Annotated in this window: 14 protein-coding genes; 10 read left to right on the top strand and 4 right to left on the bottom strand. The window is 59.6% G+C overall.

The genetic code is table 11. The annotated features are described in order from the left end of the window. Nucleotides 1-41 precede the first annotated feature (41 nt). The 5 genes from pufB to pufC all read left to right on the top strand — a co-directional run bounded on the left by pufB (nucleotide 42) and on the right by pufC (nucleotide 3,439). Nucleotides 42-272, top strand: a complete 231-nt coding sequence (pufB, locus tag PHAMO_RS06055) for a light-harvesting antenna LH1, beta subunit (protein WP_040566219.1) — start codon at nucleotides 42-44, stop codon at nucleotides 270-272. A 15-nt stretch (nucleotides 273-287) separates the two neighbouring features. Further along, nucleotides 288-473 carry a light-harvesting antenna LH1, alpha subunit gene (gene pufA / locus PHAMO_RS06050; RefSeq protein WP_002727459.1) on the top strand — a complete coding sequence of 62 codons (186 nt, stop codon included), beginning with the start codon at nucleotides 288-290 and terminating at the stop codon, nucleotides 471-473. 117 nt (nucleotides 474-590) lie between these two features. Then, on the top strand, nucleotides 591-1,415 hold the full coding sequence (gene pufL, locus PHAMO_RS06045; RefSeq protein WP_002727458.1) for a photosynthetic reaction center subunit L: 825 nt from the start codon (nucleotides 591-593) through the stop codon (nucleotides 1,413-1,415). A 15-nt stretch (nucleotides 1,416-1,430) separates the two neighbouring features. After that, nucleotides 1,431-2,408 carry a photosynthetic reaction center subunit M gene (pufM, locus tag PHAMO_RS06040; RefSeq protein WP_002727457.1) on the top strand — a complete coding sequence of 326 codons (978 nt, stop codon included), beginning with the start codon at nucleotides 1,431-1,433 and terminating at the stop codon, nucleotides 2,406-2,408. Beyond that, nucleotides 2,405-3,439, top strand: a complete 1,035-nt coding sequence (gene pufC, locus PHAMO_RS06035) for a photosynthetic reaction center cytochrome PufC (RefSeq protein WP_002727456.1) — start codon at nucleotides 2,405-2,407, stop codon at nucleotides 3,437-3,439. The genes pufM and pufC overlap by 4 nt, the downstream gene beginning before the upstream one ends. Before the next feature lie 477 nt (nucleotides 3,440-3,916). On the opposite strand, the gene PHAMO_RS06030 is transcribed toward pufC, so the two are convergent. Beyond that, nucleotides 3,917-4,192 carry a hypothetical protein gene (locus PHAMO_RS06030; RefSeq protein ID WP_002727455.1) on the bottom strand — a complete coding sequence of 92 codons (276 nt, stop codon included), beginning with the start codon at nucleotides 4,190-4,192 and terminating at the stop codon, nucleotides 3,917-3,919. A gap of 647 nt (nucleotides 4,193-4,839) precedes the next feature. Between PHAMO_RS06030 and grxD the strand changes: the two genes are divergently transcribed. Beyond that, nucleotides 4,840-5,175, top strand: coding sequence for a Grx4 family monothiol glutaredoxin (gene grxD / locus PHAMO_RS06025; RefSeq protein ID WP_002727451.1), 336 nt, complete (start codon nucleotides 4,840-4,842; stop codon nucleotides 5,173-5,175). A gap of 26 nt (nucleotides 5,176-5,201) precedes the next feature. On the opposite strand, the gene PHAMO_RS06020 is transcribed toward grxD, so the two are convergent. Continuing rightward, nucleotides 5,202-6,644, bottom strand: coding sequence for a DUF294 nucleotidyltransferase-like domain-containing protein (locus tag PHAMO_RS06020; RefSeq protein WP_002727450.1), 1,443 nt, complete (start codon nucleotides 6,642-6,644; stop codon nucleotides 5,202-5,204). Between the two features lie 437 nt (nucleotides 6,645-7,081). Between PHAMO_RS06020 and PHAMO_RS06015 the strand changes: the two genes are divergently transcribed. Then, nucleotides 7,082-7,450, top strand: a complete 369-nt coding sequence (locus PHAMO_RS06015; protein ID WP_002727446.1) for a DUF485 domain-containing protein — start codon at nucleotides 7,082-7,084, stop codon at nucleotides 7,448-7,450. Next, a complete protein-coding gene (locus tag PHAMO_RS06010; protein ID WP_002727444.1) occupies nucleotides 7,450-9,138 on the top strand; it encodes a cation acetate symporter in 1,689 nt (562 codons plus the stop codon). Before PHAMO_RS06015 ends, PHAMO_RS06010 begins: the two co-directional genes overlap by 1 nt. A gap of 79 nt (nucleotides 9,139-9,217) precedes the next feature. On the opposite strand, the gene PHAMO_RS06005 is transcribed toward PHAMO_RS06010, so the two are convergent. Next, nucleotides 9,218-10,012 (bottom strand): undecaprenyl-diphosphate phosphatase, encoded by a 795-nt coding sequence (locus PHAMO_RS06005; protein WP_002727442.1) that lies wholly within the window; start codon nucleotides 10,010-10,012, stop codon nucleotides 9,218-9,220. A 176-nt stretch (nucleotides 10,013-10,188) separates the two neighbouring features. Here PHAMO_RS06005 and PHAMO_RS06000 point away from each other — a divergent pair, with 176 nt between their 5' ends. Next, entirely contained in the window at nucleotides 10,189-10,500 is a 312-nt protein-coding gene (locus PHAMO_RS06000) for an STAS domain-containing protein (protein ID WP_002727439.1), read from the top strand. A 22-nt stretch (nucleotides 10,501-10,522) separates the two neighbouring features. Then, nucleotides 10,523-12,616 carry a methyl-accepting chemotaxis protein gene (locus PHAMO_RS05995; RefSeq protein WP_002727437.1) on the top strand — a complete coding sequence of 698 codons (2,094 nt, stop codon included), beginning with the start codon at nucleotides 10,523-10,525 and terminating at the stop codon, nucleotides 12,614-12,616. A 41-nt stretch (nucleotides 12,617-12,657) separates the two neighbouring features. Here the strand turns inward: PHAMO_RS05995 and PHAMO_RS05990 are convergent, their stop codons facing one another. Continuing rightward, nucleotides 12,658-13,923: a diguanylate cyclase gene (locus PHAMO_RS05990; RefSeq protein ID WP_002727435.1), complete on the bottom strand. Its 1,266-nt coding sequence runs from the start codon at nucleotides 13,921-13,923 to the stop codon at nucleotides 12,658-12,660. Nucleotides 13,924-14,191 lie beyond the last annotated feature (268 nt).

Below are 14,191 nucleotides of genomic sequence, written 5' to 3'. Positions count from 1 at the left end.
GCGGTTATGGCCGGAAGGCCTGTCTTAGGGAGTTCAATTAAATGGCTAACTCATTAGAAAGAGGAGGCGGGACCTTGTCTGGTCTGTCTGAGTCAGAAGCGCAGGAGTTCCACGGCATCTTCGTGACGAGCTTCATCTCCTTCATCGTAGTCGCCATCGTCGCGCACTTCCTCGCTTGGAAGTGGCGCCCCTGGTTGCCGAGCGCTAAGGGCTACGCGTTGCTTGATAACGCTACCGCCACCGCGCAGTCGGTTCTCTCGACCCTGGTCTAATGGAGGCTACGTAAAATGTGGAAGATTTGGACGCTCTATGATCCGAGAAGGGCTCTCACTGCGTTGTTCGTGTTCCTGACCGTTCTCGGTCTGCTGATCCACTTCTTGTTGCTCAGCACCGATCGGTTCAACTGGCTTGACGGCGCTCGGGTTGCGCATGGATCCGTGGTCCAGCAGACCCTTCCGGTGCCGGCGAAGTAGCAGTGGCGTGGGCTAGGGAATGAACAGCATCGTTCACCCCTAGCCCAAAGCTGGCAATGTTCAGGCGAGGCGGCGAGGAACCGATCCTCGCTCCCTCTCTAAAGGGTGGACTTCAACATGGCGATGCTCAGTTTCGAGAAGAAATACCGCGTCCGAGGGGGGACGCTGGTGGGCGGCGATCTGTTCGATTTTTGGGTGGGGCCGTTTTACGTCGGGTTGTTCGGGGTGACTGCTGCTTTCTTCACCTTGCTCGGCGTCGCCCTCATCGTGTTAGGCGCTTCACAGGGACCCACGTGGAACCTGTGGCAGATCAGCATCGCCCCTCCTGATCTTAGCTATGGACTGGCTTTCGCGCCGCTGAATGAAGGCGGCCTTTGGCAGTTCATCACCATTTGCGCGATTGGCGCCTTTGTTTCTTGGGCGCTGCGTCAGGTGGAAATCGCTCGGAAGCTCGGGATGGGCCTTCATGTCCCGTTCGCGTTCAGTTTCGCGATTCTGGCTTATGTAACTCTGGTTGTGATTCGCCCTGTTCTGATGGGCGCCTGGGGCTTCGGTTTCCCCTATGGAATTATGAGCCACCTCGACTGGGTGTCGAACGTTGGCTACCAGTTCCTGCACTTCCACTACAATCCCGCGCATATGATCGCGATCAGCTTCTTCTTTACGACGGCGCTGGCGCTGGCAATGCACGGCGGTATCATCCTGTCCGCGACCAATCCGGGCAAGGGTGAGCAGATCAAGACGGCCGAACACGAAGACACCTTCTTCCGTGATGCGGTTGGCTATTCGATCGGCGCCCTGGGCATTCACCGCCTGGGCCTGTTTCTTGCCATTTCCGCTGCCTTCTGGAGCGCGGTGTGCATCGTGATCAGCGGGCCCTTCTGGGCGCGTGGGTGGCCCGAGTGGTGGGGCTGGTGGCTCAATCTGCCCGTCTGGCGCTAACGCAAGGTGACCGTAATGACCGAATATCAGAATATCTTCAACCGCGTGCAAATTCGCGGTGAGACTTATCCGGGCGTGCCGTTGCCGCCGGACACGGATGATCGTTTCGGGCAGCCCATTTTCAGCTACTGGGCCGGTAAGATCGGCAACGCGCAGATCGGCCCGATTTATCTGGGTGGCCTTGGCCTTGCCTCGGCCATTTGCTTTGGTATTGCCGCAGCCGTCGTCGGCCTTAACTTCCTGGCCCAGGTGAACTGGGACTGGATTCAGTTCGTCCGCCAGTTCTTCTGGCTGGCGCTTGAGCCGCCGCTGCCGGTGTACGGCCTGTCCTTCCCGCCGCTGGCCGAGGGTGGCTGGTGGCTCATCACCGGTTTCTTCCTGACCGCTTCGATCCTGCTCTGGTGGGCTCGTATGTACACCCGCGCTAAGGCCCTGGGCCTGGGCACCCACGTTTCGTGGGCGTTCGCCGCGGCGATCTTCTTCTATCTGGTTCTGGGCTTCTTCCGCCCGATCCTGATGGGTAGCTGGGGCGAAGGTGTCCCGTTCGGCATTTTCCCGCATCTCGACTGGACCGCGGCGATTTCGATCCGCTTCGGTAACCTCTACTACAATCCGTTCCACATGCTGTCGATCGCCTTCCTCTATGGTTCGGCGGTTCTGTTCGCCATGCATGCCGGCACTCTTCTTGCTGTCAGCCGTTACGGCGGCGATCGCGAGATCGAGCAGATCGTTGACCGCGGCACCGCGGTTGAGCGTGCGATGCTGTTCTGGCGCTGGCAGATCGGTTTCAATGCGACGATCGAGTCTTTCCATCGCTGGGGCTACTGGTTCGCCGTTCTGACCGTGATTACTGCGGGCATTGGCATCCTTTTGACCGGCACCGTCGTTGACAACTGGTATCTGTGGGCCGTCAAGCACGGTGTTGCTCCGTCCTATCCGCCGGTATTCCCGCCAGTCACGGATCCGGCCCTGATCTCGGGAGTGCCGCAATGAGACTCGGATTTTCCGCTGTAGTCGGGCTTACCGCCATTGTCGGTGCGGTGTTCGTCGCTACCACTTTCACCACTCCGCCTCTTGACAGCGTCCAGCGCGGTTATCGCGGGACCGGCCAGATCCAGTCGTACCAGGATCGCGCCTACACCCGTCTCACCGCTGCCAATCAGGCTCCTGAAGTGATTCCTGCGGTCGATCTCGAAGGCGAAAAGGCTTCGGTCGGCTACAAGAACCTGACGGTCCTGGGCGATCTCGATAAGGCTGAGTTTGACCGCTTGATGATGGCGATCACCAATTGGGTGTCGCCGGATGCAGGCTGCAACTACTGCCACAACCCGGAAGATATGGCTTCCGACGAGGTCTACACCAAAGTGGTGGCCCGTCGGATGCTTGAGATGGTCGGTACCATCAACACTAAGTTCAAGTCCCACGTCGCCAACACTGGCGTGACTTGCTACACCTGCCACCGTGGTCAGCCGGTTCCCAGCTATGTCTGGTTCACCGAGCCGAACCTCAGCCATGCTTCTGGCTATGCTCAGGCCCCCAATGGCCAGAACAAAGCCGCGGCGGTTGTTGGCTACACCTCCCTTCCGTACGACATCTTCACGCCGTTCCTGAAGGAAGCCAACGATCTGCGCGTCATTTCCCAGACCGCTCTTCCCCAGCGGGATGCCGGTGCGCGTAAGTCGATTATGCAGGCTGAATGGACCTATGGCGTCATGGCGCACATCTCCGATGGTCTCGGGGTGAATTGCACCTATTGCCATAACACCCGGTCCTTCACCGAGTGGAACCAGAGCTCGCCGCAGCGCGCGGTGGCGTGGTACGCCATCCGTCATGTCCGTGAGCTGAATAACACCTACCTCGATCCGTTGGCTTCGATCCTGCCGGCGAACCGTCTGGGTGCTCTGGGCGACGCTCCGAAGGTCAATTGCACCACTTGCCACCAGGGTGTCTTCAAGCCCCTGTTGGGTGTCTCTCAGCTGAAGGATTATCCTGAGCTGGCGACCCCTCTGACGATCAAGAAGTAATAGACCCCAGGCCGGCAGATGAGTTTTCATCTGTCGGCGTGGGTGGGGCCGAGGCTCCGTTTCAGTTTGGCTCCGTTGATAGCCTTTGGTTAGGTCGAGACGAAGAGAACTGAAGACCAAAACATTATCGGCGCGGAGAGCGGGATGACCCCGCCTCCGCGCCGAAGTGTTTTTGGGAATTAAATTACCGAACAAAGCGCATTTCGACAGCGTTCCGTTTGAACCGATATCGTTATCCGCGATCGGTTCAATGTCGGTTTCTTCGTAACTCCCTATTCCTCTCATCGAGACGCTGTGTCGGAGACCCTCCGTTCTCTCGGAGGTTTGATCTGCTGGCGTCGATGCCGCGATTCTAAAGCAATTGGGAGGCCATCTCAGATGGGCGGGTGGAACCATTAATAACGGCATAGATCCCCCAGGACTGGAGGCGTTCTGATGTCTTGGATCAGGGTGAGAAGGCAACCGTCGCATTAGGTTCTAGCTCCGCCAGCGACGAACAAGATCGGTCAAATGGGCGATAAGGGCTGCGATCAACCATCCCCCGATCCACGTTGGACCATCGCCGACCAAGCCAGAGCGTAATGCCATCATCAAGCACACACCCGACACCAAAGTGGCGGCAAAGTCCGTCGGTGCTGGGCCTTGTCCAGTCCGCCCATGCCACCAAACCAAGGCAAGCCCTTCGACCAACATCAGGGCAACAATCAGCTCGACCGCAAAGCCGCTGCTTATCTGATGGTTCAGCCAAGTCATGGCGGCACCTCATGCATAGAAGATCGACCTCCAGAACGTTGTGAGGGCGAGGCAAGAGACGATGCCCTCGCGTCCACTCAACTTTTCTGCTCAGAACACAGATGGTGAGGTGTGTCTGTATATCAAGGTTATGTGTGTATCGTATTTGTATTAAATTGAAGTGTGGCCTAATTCATTATTAATTATGCGGTTAAATATCCTTATTTAATTTATGGGATATTTTGGTATTAGATATTTTCTGGGCGAGGCGCGCAATGCGCGACCACAATGTGAAGATTGACTGAATTCCGAAGACGTACCCGATACCATCCTCGGCTAGGGGGGGCGGGATCTGGCTGGGTCATTGAGGCCCAGCGAGCTTGTGCGAGCGAAGTCCAGGCGGTGGAGCCCTCTCGCCCGGCGCATCGTGGGCTCAGCGATTCGCCCCGATCACCGAGACACGGTGTGATAGCAACCGGCCAATGAATTGACCGCGAACTTCGCCGCCCCGTCGCAATGGCGGCTAGATACCGGCTAACGGGTCAAATCCAGGGTTGCCCAGTATGTGAGGTGCGGAGAGGGTAGGGGCCGGCAAGGGGGTTGTGCCGGTTCGCTATCGGGGGTAAATTTTAAAGGTTCCAGAAACAAAGCCTAGGACGTGCGCCGCCATGAACAATCCTGTCTTCGACCGTATCCGCCAGGACATCACCGAGAACGACGTGGTGCTGTACATGAAGGGCACCCCGATGTTCCCGCAATGTGGTTTCTCCGCTGCGGTGGTTCAGGTTCTGTCGGGTCTGGGGGTTACGTTCAAGGGAATCGACGTGCTGGTCGATCCCAGCCTGCGTGAAGCAATCAAGCAATTCACCAACTGGCCGACCATCCCGCAGCTTTATGTCAAGGGTGAGTTTGTCGGTGGCTGCGATATCATCCGCGAGATGGCGGCCAACGGAGAGTTGGTGCAGCATCTGACGGCGCATGGGATCGCTTCTAAGAACGGATGACGGATTGGATGTGTCGGGGGTGGGCCTCAGCCCCCGACACCGCAGACGAATTTAAGTGTCTGTAATCGTTTCAAGGCCCAGCGCAGCCGAGTGCGGGTGCGCTTGTCGAAACATTTTGGCTCAATACGGGGAGACGGAGCAATTCCGATCCCGATATCGGTCAATTGCTGTTCGAGCATCGTCCGCAGCAAAATTTCACGGACTTCAATGAAGTCGCGCAGATCGTCCGGATGCAGGACTCCGGCGGCATGGAGAGCGATGAAGCGCTCATCTGTTCCCGTCTGGGGCAGGTGTTCCCGGATGGCACGGAGGCGGGCCGCGCTGACCAGGGGGAGCAGTCCGAATTTTTTGAGGTTAAGGCGTCCGTTGACGGTAACGAGGGTGCCGAACATCCCGATCGATCCGTCCATGGCCGCGACGTTCTGGGCGAGGTAGCGCATGAAGAAGCCGGAACGGGAGGCGGTCTCGATCGCCATCGTTCGCAGATCCTCTGCCAGGGCGCGGTCGCCCCACACGGGCTGGAAATCGAAGAAGATGTCGCAATACATCACGGTCTGGTTCTCGACCGAGTAGACCCAGCGTCCGATCTCCTCGCGCCATTCGTCAAGGCTCTTGCGCCAGCCGGGTTCGCCCGCCATCACCTTGCCGTTGCAGAGCGGGATCCCGGCCGCGGCGAGGGTCGCATTCAGGCGACGTCCCAATTCGGCAAACCAGGAATCGTCGGCGGGGCGGCCATCGTGGACCAGGGCGTTATCCTGGTCGAAGGCCAGCAAGCTTTCGCCTCGCCCGGCTGAACCCAGCACCAGAACGGTATAGCGGGCCGGTGCGGTTCCCCACCCGTCATCCTGCATCGACAGAACCGCTAGCTCGGCGGCACGGGCGGTGAGGTCTCGCAGCACCAAGGCAATGACCGATGCGATATTGTGTGCCGGAACCCCTTCAGCCAGCAGGCCCGAGGCCAGACGAGGGAGGTTGGCGACGATCGCACCCATTTCGTCGGCATCGCGGGCGGATTCGACCGAATCCCCCAGCACGAGGGCCTCGGTTGCTCTGACCTTCAACAGCGCACTGCCGGTGATCATTCCAAGCGGGTGGGATTCTGGATCAACCACCACCAGATGTCGCAGCCCGCTTCGCGCCATTCTGGCCAGGGCGACATAGACGAAGGCGTCTACCGGGACCGAGGCGACCGAGCGGGTCATCGTCTCCCCCAGGGTCGATTCAAGTCCAGCCGGGCCGGAGGTCGATAAAATCCGCAGCAAATCACGTTCGGTGAAGATGCCTGCGGTACACCCGGTCTCATTGACGATGACAATCGACGAGACCTTCGCCGCATACATCCGCTGTATCGCTTCGGAGAGGGAAAGAGAGGCGGGCGCGGTCAAAACCGGACTGCTCATCACCTCGCGGATGCGATGGCGATACGGGAAGCTGTCGATCCGTGCGAGAGGGGCAAGATCCTCCACCATGTGCTCACGATAGTGGCCATTCGGGATTTTTCAACGGATTTCTTTGTTCCCAAGATTGGCCAGTTTCGTATACAGGATCACGCATAGAATATGCCTGAACAGTATGCGTCATGTACTCGCATTCCGTGATCTTGTGATGGTGTTTCCTGTGCCGATGGCTAAAAAGCGATTTGCAGAGTGAAGCAAAAACTAATGCCTATCTGTATGTATACTGTATGTCGGCGCTGAAGAGATTCGTACGAATACCTGTCCGGCTCAAGTATGACGGAGCTTATTAATGCAATGCCTTCGCATGCTGTTGACGTCACCATTGTCGAGTGTTAACTAGGAATAGCACCTCAGATAAGCCCTGAGCGCATGACGGCCATGCATATACGTGGCAAGTGCGCGACAGAGACGAGGATCAAAACCGGCGCCAAGACCGGAAAATACAAACAATGATCGCAGCCGCTGCGGTGGCGCGACGAATAGTGGAGGGTAAATTGAGCAATACAGCACAAAATTTAGCAAGTGCTGAGAAGATCCGGAACAATCCCAAGTTCCGTGAGCTGGTCAGCAAGAGAACGAGGTTCGCCTGGACCTTGTCTGTGATTGTCCTTGTTATGTATTTCGGTTTTATCGCTCTTATCGCCTTCAACAAGGCGTTGCTTGCGACTCCTCTGGGTGTTGGCATCAACACGACCATCGGCTTTCCGCTCGGCGTCGGCGTGATCCTGGGTGCCGTCATTCTGACCGGCATCTACGTCTATCGCGCAAATGGCGAATTCGACGAGCTTAACCGCCAGATCATTGAGGAATCGCGCTGATGAGGACGACCATGACCGCTCTCGCGGGCGCGCTTGCCGCTTTCGGCACGTTGCTCGCCACTGGAACCGCGGCGATGGCCGCCGGGGCCGATTTGGGACAGGCCGCGCAGCAGGCGACCAACTGGCACGCCATCGTGATGTTCCTGCTTTTCGTCGCCGGGACTCTGGCGATCACCTATTGGGCGGCAAAGCGGACCAAGACCGCCGCCGATTTCTACGCCGCTGGCGGTGGGATCACCGGGTTTCAGAACGGATTGGCGATTGCTGGCGATTACATGTCGGCGGCGTCGTTCCTGGGTATTTCGGCCCTGGTCTACGGCTCGGGCTATGACGGGCTGATCTTTTCGGTTGGTTGGCTGGTCGGCTGGCCGATCATCCTGTTCCTGATTGCCGAACGTCTGCGCAATCTGGGCAAGTACACCTTCGCCGACGTTGCTTCGTATCGTCTGGGGCGGACTCCGGTTCGCACCTTTGCCGCGACGGGTTCCCTGGTGGTGGTGATCTTCTATCTGATCGGCCAGATGGTCGGAGCCGGTCAGCTGATCAAGCTGTTGTTCGGGATGGAATACATCTACGCCGTGATCATCGTTGGCGCGCTGATGATGATTTACGTCACCTTCGGCGGCATGGTCGCGACCACTTGGGTTCAGATCATCAAGGCGGGTCTGCTTCTGTCTGGCGCGACCGTCATTGCCTTTGGCGTGATGTACCAGTTCGGCTTCTCGTTCGAGCAATTGTTCGCTCGGGCGATCGAAGTCCATCCCAAGCATGAGGCGATCATGTCGCCCGGCACGCTGGTCAGTAATCCAATCGATGCGGTTTCACTCGGTATCGCCCTGATGTTCGGTACCGCCGGTCTGCCGCATATCCTGATGCGCTTCTTTACGGTTCCCGATGCGCGTGAAGCCCGCAAGTCGGTGTTCTACGCCACGGGCTTCATCGGCTACTTCTATATTCTGACCTTCATCATCGGCTTTGGCGCCATCTGCTTGGTCGCGACCAATCCGGCCTATCTGGATGTCGTCAAGGGCGGCCTCAATCTCCGTGGCGGCAACAATATGGCTGCGATCCATCTTGCCCACGCCATCGGCGGCGACTTGTTCCTTGGCTTCATCTCGGCGGTGGCTTTCGCCACGATTCTTGCCGTGGTCTCGGGACTGACCCTGGCCGGAGCCTCGGCGATTTCGCACGATCTCTATGCCAGCGTCTTCATGCACGGCAAGACCACCGAGGGCAAGGAAGTCACCGTGTCGCGCTATGCCAGCCTGGGGCTTGGTGTGATCGCGGTGCTGCTCGGCATCGTTTTTGAGAAGCAGAATGTGGCGTTCATCGTCGCCCTCACTTTCTCGGTGGCGGCGTCGGCGAATTTCCCGGTTCTGGTGATGTCGATGTTCTGGAGCGGCCTGACCACGCGCGGCGCCGTGATCGGTGGAACCATCGGCTTGGTCACCTCGGTCGTGCTGGTGGTGCTCAGCAAGGCGGTGTGGGTGCAGAGCTTCGGCTATGCCGAGCCGATTGTCCCCTATGCCTATCCGGCCATCTTCTCGATGCCGGCGGCGTTCTTCTTCACTTGGCTGTTCTCGGTCCTGGACAACAGCCCGCGTGCCGCCAAGGAGCGCGCCGCTTTCGAAGCTCAGTCAATCCGGTCCGAGACCGGGCTGGGTGCCGAAGGTGCCGCTGCTCACTGATCGAAAACGCGATCAAACGAATGGGGCCGCCGGGAAACCGGCGGCCCTTATCGATTCTTGGGGTGCTCCAGGCTGTGCCTTATCGCATCAGCAGCAACACCAGCATCGTTCCACCAAAAGCGATGCGATACCACGCGAAGGGGGCGAAGCCATGGCGGCCGACGAAGACGACCAGACTGCGAACCACCAGCAGGGCGGCCAGGAAAGCGGCGACGAAACCGACGGCGATCAATGCGGCGTTATCGAAGGACAGGGCCGACCAATTCTTGTAGATCGAATAGGCCGATGCCCCGATCATGGTGGGAATGGCCAGGAAGAACGAGAATTCGGTCGCGGTGCGACGATCCACTCCCAACAGCAGCGATCCCATGATCGTCGCCCCGGCCCGTGACACACCAGGAACCATCGCCAGAACCTGACAGGCACCGATTGCCAGCGCCCGCTTCGGCGAGATGTCTTCGACGGTGTGGACTCGTGGAGTGTGCACCATCTTCTCGATGGCCAATATCACGAAGCCGCCGACGATCAGCGCGATGGCGGCGACGATCGGTGTATCGAGCAATTGGCGGATGTATTTGTACAGGAACGCCCCGGCGATGCAGGCGGGCAGGAAGGCGATCAGGATGTTGCGGACGAAGGCGCGCGATCCCGGTTGATCGAGGCTGGACGCAACCGACCACAGCTTGCCCCAATAGACGACGCAGATCGCCAGAATCGAGCCTAACTGGATGACGATTTCAAAGGTCTTGCCGGGCGGTCCCTCGAAGCCGAGAAAATCGCCGATCAACAGCAGGTGAGCTGTACTGGAAATCGGCAGGAATTCGGTCAGCCCCTCGATCAGGCCAAGGATCAGGGCATCGAAATAAGCGGTCATCGTCTCTCCATGACGAACGGTGGCGATTGGGGCCGGATGATGCGCGGCACGGACGTGAAGCGCAATCCCGCTGCTGTTGTGACATAAAACCGCAACTGGAGTCTTGGCCCCACGGTCTGATAATGGAGCGCATGGACGGGGGAGGGGCGGATAAATAACCCTCGGAAGACAGCGCCATGGACTTCGATATCAAGACGATACCCACCGGACTGCGCTTGATCCTGCGCGGACGGCTGACTTTTACCGAGAACGATTGCTTTCGTCTGATGCTGTCCGCTGTAACGGCGGCGCATGCGCAGGGCGGATTGGTGATGTTGGATCTGAGCGGAATCGTCTTTATCGATTCTGCCGGGCTTGGCCTGCTGCTGCATGCTCGTGATGTGTTACGTGGCCGGGATGGAGCCGTGGTCCTGGCCGGAGCGACGGGGCAGGTTGAGCGGATGCTTGCCCTGGCCCGTTTCGGCGATCTTTTCGACTCGGCGGCCTGACCTGAACGTAAGGAATTCTGGTGTGACTGAAGACGTCTTGGCGCTTGACGCCCGGCCGCACCCCGGCTCGGTTTTTTTCTCTCGACTGGCCGATATCTGGCATCGCGGCGATTTTCCATTGCTCGGTTCGGTGTCGATCCGGGTTCGTTTCATTGGGTTGGTGGTGCTGGCGTTGGTGGCGGCGGTCACCTTTGGCACTGTGTTGCAGGTCGCTGGTTCTCGAATCGACACGATGCTGTTGGCTCAGGACGGATTTCGCCGCCTCAATGATCTGGCCTCGGATATGCGCTCAGGCGCGGCGGCGGCCGAAAATATGCAGGAACAGTTCGTCCGCGACCGAGATCTTGCCGCCGCCGAGGCGTTCCGCCGCGAGGTTGCCCGGCTGCGCGAACGGCTGGATGCGATGGCCGGTCTGGCCGGAACCGGGCCGATGGCTCAGGCGGTGGCCGAGGCTCGTAACGGTTTGGATACGGTGGCCGATGCATTTGCCGCGCTGGAGATCGAGGCCGGGCGATTGGGCCTTAGCGAGAAAGACGGCTTGCGCGTCCGCCTCAACGAATCGACCAAGGCGATCGAACGCGAACTGGCGGAATGGCCGAATGCCGGCGACCTGTCGTTGTTGATGACGCGGATGCGACTGGCCGAGCGCGATTTCATGCTGTACGGCCTGCCGTCGGCGCTGGGGCGCCACCGTGCTGCCGCAACTCAGTTTGATCTGGCGATTGACTCCTCGCCGTTACCGCCGACGACCCGCGAGGAGTTTCGCCGTCTTCTTGTCGTCTATGCCGCCGATCTGACCGCCTTTGCCGAGGGCAGCCAGACTCTGAAGAGCGAAATCGGCCGGGTGCGCGACGGAGTCAAGGCGTTGCAGCCCGCGATTGGCCAGGTGGCGACCTTCGCCCGCGAGGGGATGGCTCAGGCCATTGCCGCCCAGGAGGACGAGCGCCACGCCGCCAACCGGATGGTGGCGTTGTTCGGGCTGTTATCCGCTGCTTTGTTCATTGTCGCGGCTTTGGTGTTGGCTCGCAGCGTTACCCAGCCGATCCGGCTGATCCAAGGGGCGATGGAGCGACTGGCCGCCGGAGATCATACCGTTGGAGTACCGGGGGCCAATCGCAGCGACGAGATTGGCGATATGGCCCGCGCCGTTGGTGTGTTCAAGGAAAATGCCATCGCCATGGTCCGGCTTCAGACCGAGCAGGATACGATCCGGGCCGAGGCCGAGGCCGCCAATCGAGTCCATCTGTTGGGGCTGGCCGATACGTTCGAAAGCGCGGTAAAGCAGACGGTCGATCTGGTTTCCGACCGGTCACTGGTAATCCGCGACACCGCGATGCGGATGGCGGCCCGAACCGATGCGGTCGGGTCTGGTTCGCTGGCGGTGGCCGAGGCGGCCGAGCAGGCCCGCACCGCTGTCGGGCATGTTGTCGAAGCGGTGGAGGAGATGGACGTTTCGGTCGGCGAGATCGCTCAGAGTGCCGCCGTCGCCACCGAAATCGTTGCCGGAGCCGTCGAGGAACTGAACCGCAGTACCGACCGTATCCACAGTCTGGCCGAACTGGCGGGGAGAATCGACCGGGTGGTCGGGATGATCACCGAAATCGCTGGACGGACCAACATGTTGGCCCTGAACGCCGCGATCGAGGCCCAGCGCGCCGGGCCTGCCGGAAAAGGGTTCGGCGTTGTCGCCGACGAGGTTAAGCAATTGGCGGGGCAGACCGCTACCTCTACCCGCGAAATCACCGCCCAGATCTCGGCGATCCAGTCCGCTACTGCCGATACTGTCGCCGCTATCGACGGTATCGGCGTTGCGATCCGTCGGATGGACGATATCGCCCGCCAGATCTCGACCGCTGTCGGCCGTCAGGCCGAGGCGACCTCGCGCATCGGCCAGTGTGTCGAGGATGTTATCCTCGACACCAAGGTCGTCACCGAGGGGATCGTCTCTGTTACCCAATCTGCTGCCCGCTATTGCGGTGCCGCCATCGGAGTGATGTGGGCCGCTCAGGATCTGGCCGCTCCGGCCGAGCAGCTTCACGACGAGGTTGGCGGGTTCCTCGCCACCGTGCGCGGTACTCCGCGTGTGGATGCCGCGACAAGCCCGAGCGGCGCTTGAGCGACACCAGCCCAGGAAGGGCTGCGGCCTTGGGCAAGATCCTAGGCGTATTCGACCCGGTTTCGTCCCAATCTCTTGGCGTTGTAAAGGGCGCGGTCGGCGGCGGTGAGCAGCGCCCGCAGGCTGTCGGCGCGGCCGTCGCCCGCACGGACGCAGACGCCGATGCTGATGGTGACGTGAAGCGTCTCATCGCCGAAGCGGGGCGATAGCGCGGCGACGGTGCGGCGCAGGGAGTCGAAGAAATCGCTGGTTTCGTCCAGGTCGGCGGCAAGAAGACAGAATTCCTCGCCACCCAACCGTCCAACAACATCGCCATCAAGCGTCGTCTCGGCCAGGACGCGGGCAAGCTCGATCAGCACCCGGTCGCCGCAATCGTGGCCCCAGCCGTCATTGATCCGTTTGAAATGATCGACGTCGATCATTGCCACCGCGACCGGGCGTCCGCTCTGGGTCAGGGTGCGGAACCGTGATTGGGCCAGTTCGAAAAATGAACGACGGTTGCGCAATCCGGTCAGCGGGTCGGTCGTCGCCAGGGCGTGGAGCGAGGCGATATTCTCTATATTCTCGACGTTCTGGGCGATGCGGCAGAACAATTCCTCGGGCTGGAACGCTTTGTTGAGATAATCGTTGGCGCCGTTCTTGATGAATTGAGCCGAGATCGCTCCGGTGCTGGACGACAGCCCAATGATTGCCAGACGATCGCGCGGGTGGCGAATCCGCAGCCGTCGCACGAGCTGGATTCCGTCGAGCCCCGGCATCTCATAATCGGTGACGACCAGATCAAGCCGGGGGGTGGTCTCTGCGATGGTCAGGCCCTGGGTTCCATCTTCGGCTTCGAGGACGGTGAAGCCGTAAAGGTGCAGCAGGCCCGATAGCATGGCGCGGTCGGATGGAGTGTGATCGACTACCAGCGCGGTCATGTCGCGGTTGCGCCAGATGCGGCGGACCAGCCACACCACATAATCGATGCTGCTGGGATTGTCCTTCAGCACGTAATCGATCACCGGGTGGGACAGGATGCGCTCTCGGCTGGCGGTGTCGAAGGTGCCGGTCAGAACCACGAGCGGGAGGTCGCGCCCGGTAAAGAATGCGACGATCTCACTTTCTTTGGCATCGGGTAAGACCAGCCCACTGATGACCAGGACAACATTGTCGCATCCGGTTTCATCATCCAGGACTCTGGCGGCAGCGCCCAGGCTGTCGGCGATTGTTACTTCAATCTCAAGGCGGTCTGTCAGAGCCGCCGCGATTACCATCGAGAAGGTCCGGGAATTATCAACCAGGAGGACACGCCCAGGCCGTGCCATGACCACTCTCCGGTAGAATGTTGGGGAAGGATGATCCATCCCGTCTATCACTATGAGCCAGGATAAGATGAAACGGAACCTTCGGAAGCGGGTCGGGGCATTATCTTTCGATAAACCGAAAAGGCCGGGGGGAGGACTCACTGTCGAGGTTCGCGTCATAAAATACATGACCGAATAACTATGGGTTTCTATCCGATACTGCGTGTGCGATGTATGTTCCGCGATATCAGCGTCGTGGTCATCGATAATTCCCCGAAAGGTAATCGCA

Origin of the sequence: Magnetospirillum molischianum DSM 120, from assembly GCF_000294655.1 — a bacterium.
Taxonomy (GTDB): Bacteria; Pseudomonadota; Alphaproteobacteria; order Rhodospirillales; family Magnetospirillaceae; genus Phaeospirillum; species Phaeospirillum molischianum.
Note: the sequence above shows the minus strand (reverse complement) of the source record. Positions and strands in the feature narration are given on the sequence as shown.

Excerpts from the sequence above, each read along its gene's own strand:
- pufB (WP_040566219.1), top strand. The coding sequence starts at position 42 with ATGGCTAACTCATTAGAAAGAGGAGGCGGGACCTTGTCTGGTCTGTCT.
- pufA (WP_002727459.1), top strand. The coding sequence starts at position 288 with ATGTGGAAGATTTGGACGCTCTATGATCCGAGAAGGGCTCTCACTGCG.
- pufL (WP_002727458.1), top strand. The coding sequence starts at position 591 with ATGGCGATGCTCAGTTTCGAGAAGAAATACCGCGTCCGAGGGGGGACG.
- pufM (WP_002727457.1), top strand. The coding sequence starts at position 1,431 with ATGACCGAATATCAGAATATCTTCAACCGCGTGCAAATTCGCGGTGAG.
- pufC (WP_002727456.1), top strand. The coding sequence starts at position 2,405 with ATGAGACTCGGATTTTCCGCTGTAGTCGGGCTTACCGCCATTGTCGGT.
- PHAMO_RS06030 (WP_002727455.1), bottom strand. The coding sequence starts at position 4,192 with ATGACTTGGCTGAACCATCAGATAAGCAGCGGCTTTGCGGTCGAGCTG.
- grxD (WP_002727451.1), top strand. The coding sequence starts at position 4,840 with ATGAACAATCCTGTCTTCGACCGTATCCGCCAGGACATCACCGAGAAC.
- PHAMO_RS06020 (WP_002727450.1), bottom strand. The coding sequence starts at position 6,644 with ATGGTGGAGGATCTTGCCCCTCTCGCACGGATCGACAGCTTCCCGTAT.
- PHAMO_RS06015 (WP_002727446.1), top strand. The coding sequence starts at position 7,082 with ATGATCGCAGCCGCTGCGGTGGCGCGACGAATAGTGGAGGGTAAATTG.
- PHAMO_RS06010 (WP_002727444.1), top strand. The coding sequence starts at position 7,450 with ATGAGGACGACCATGACCGCTCTCGCGGGCGCGCTTGCCGCTTTCGGC.
- PHAMO_RS06005 (WP_002727442.1), bottom strand. The coding sequence starts at position 10,012 with ATGACCGCTTATTTCGATGCCCTGATCCTTGGCCTGATCGAGGGGCTG.
- PHAMO_RS06000 (WP_002727439.1), top strand. The coding sequence starts at position 10,189 with ATGGACTTCGATATCAAGACGATACCCACCGGACTGCGCTTGATCCTG.
- PHAMO_RS05990 (WP_002727435.1), bottom strand. The coding sequence starts at position 13,923 with ATGGCACGGCCTGGGCGTGTCCTCCTGGTTGATAATTCCCGGACCTTC.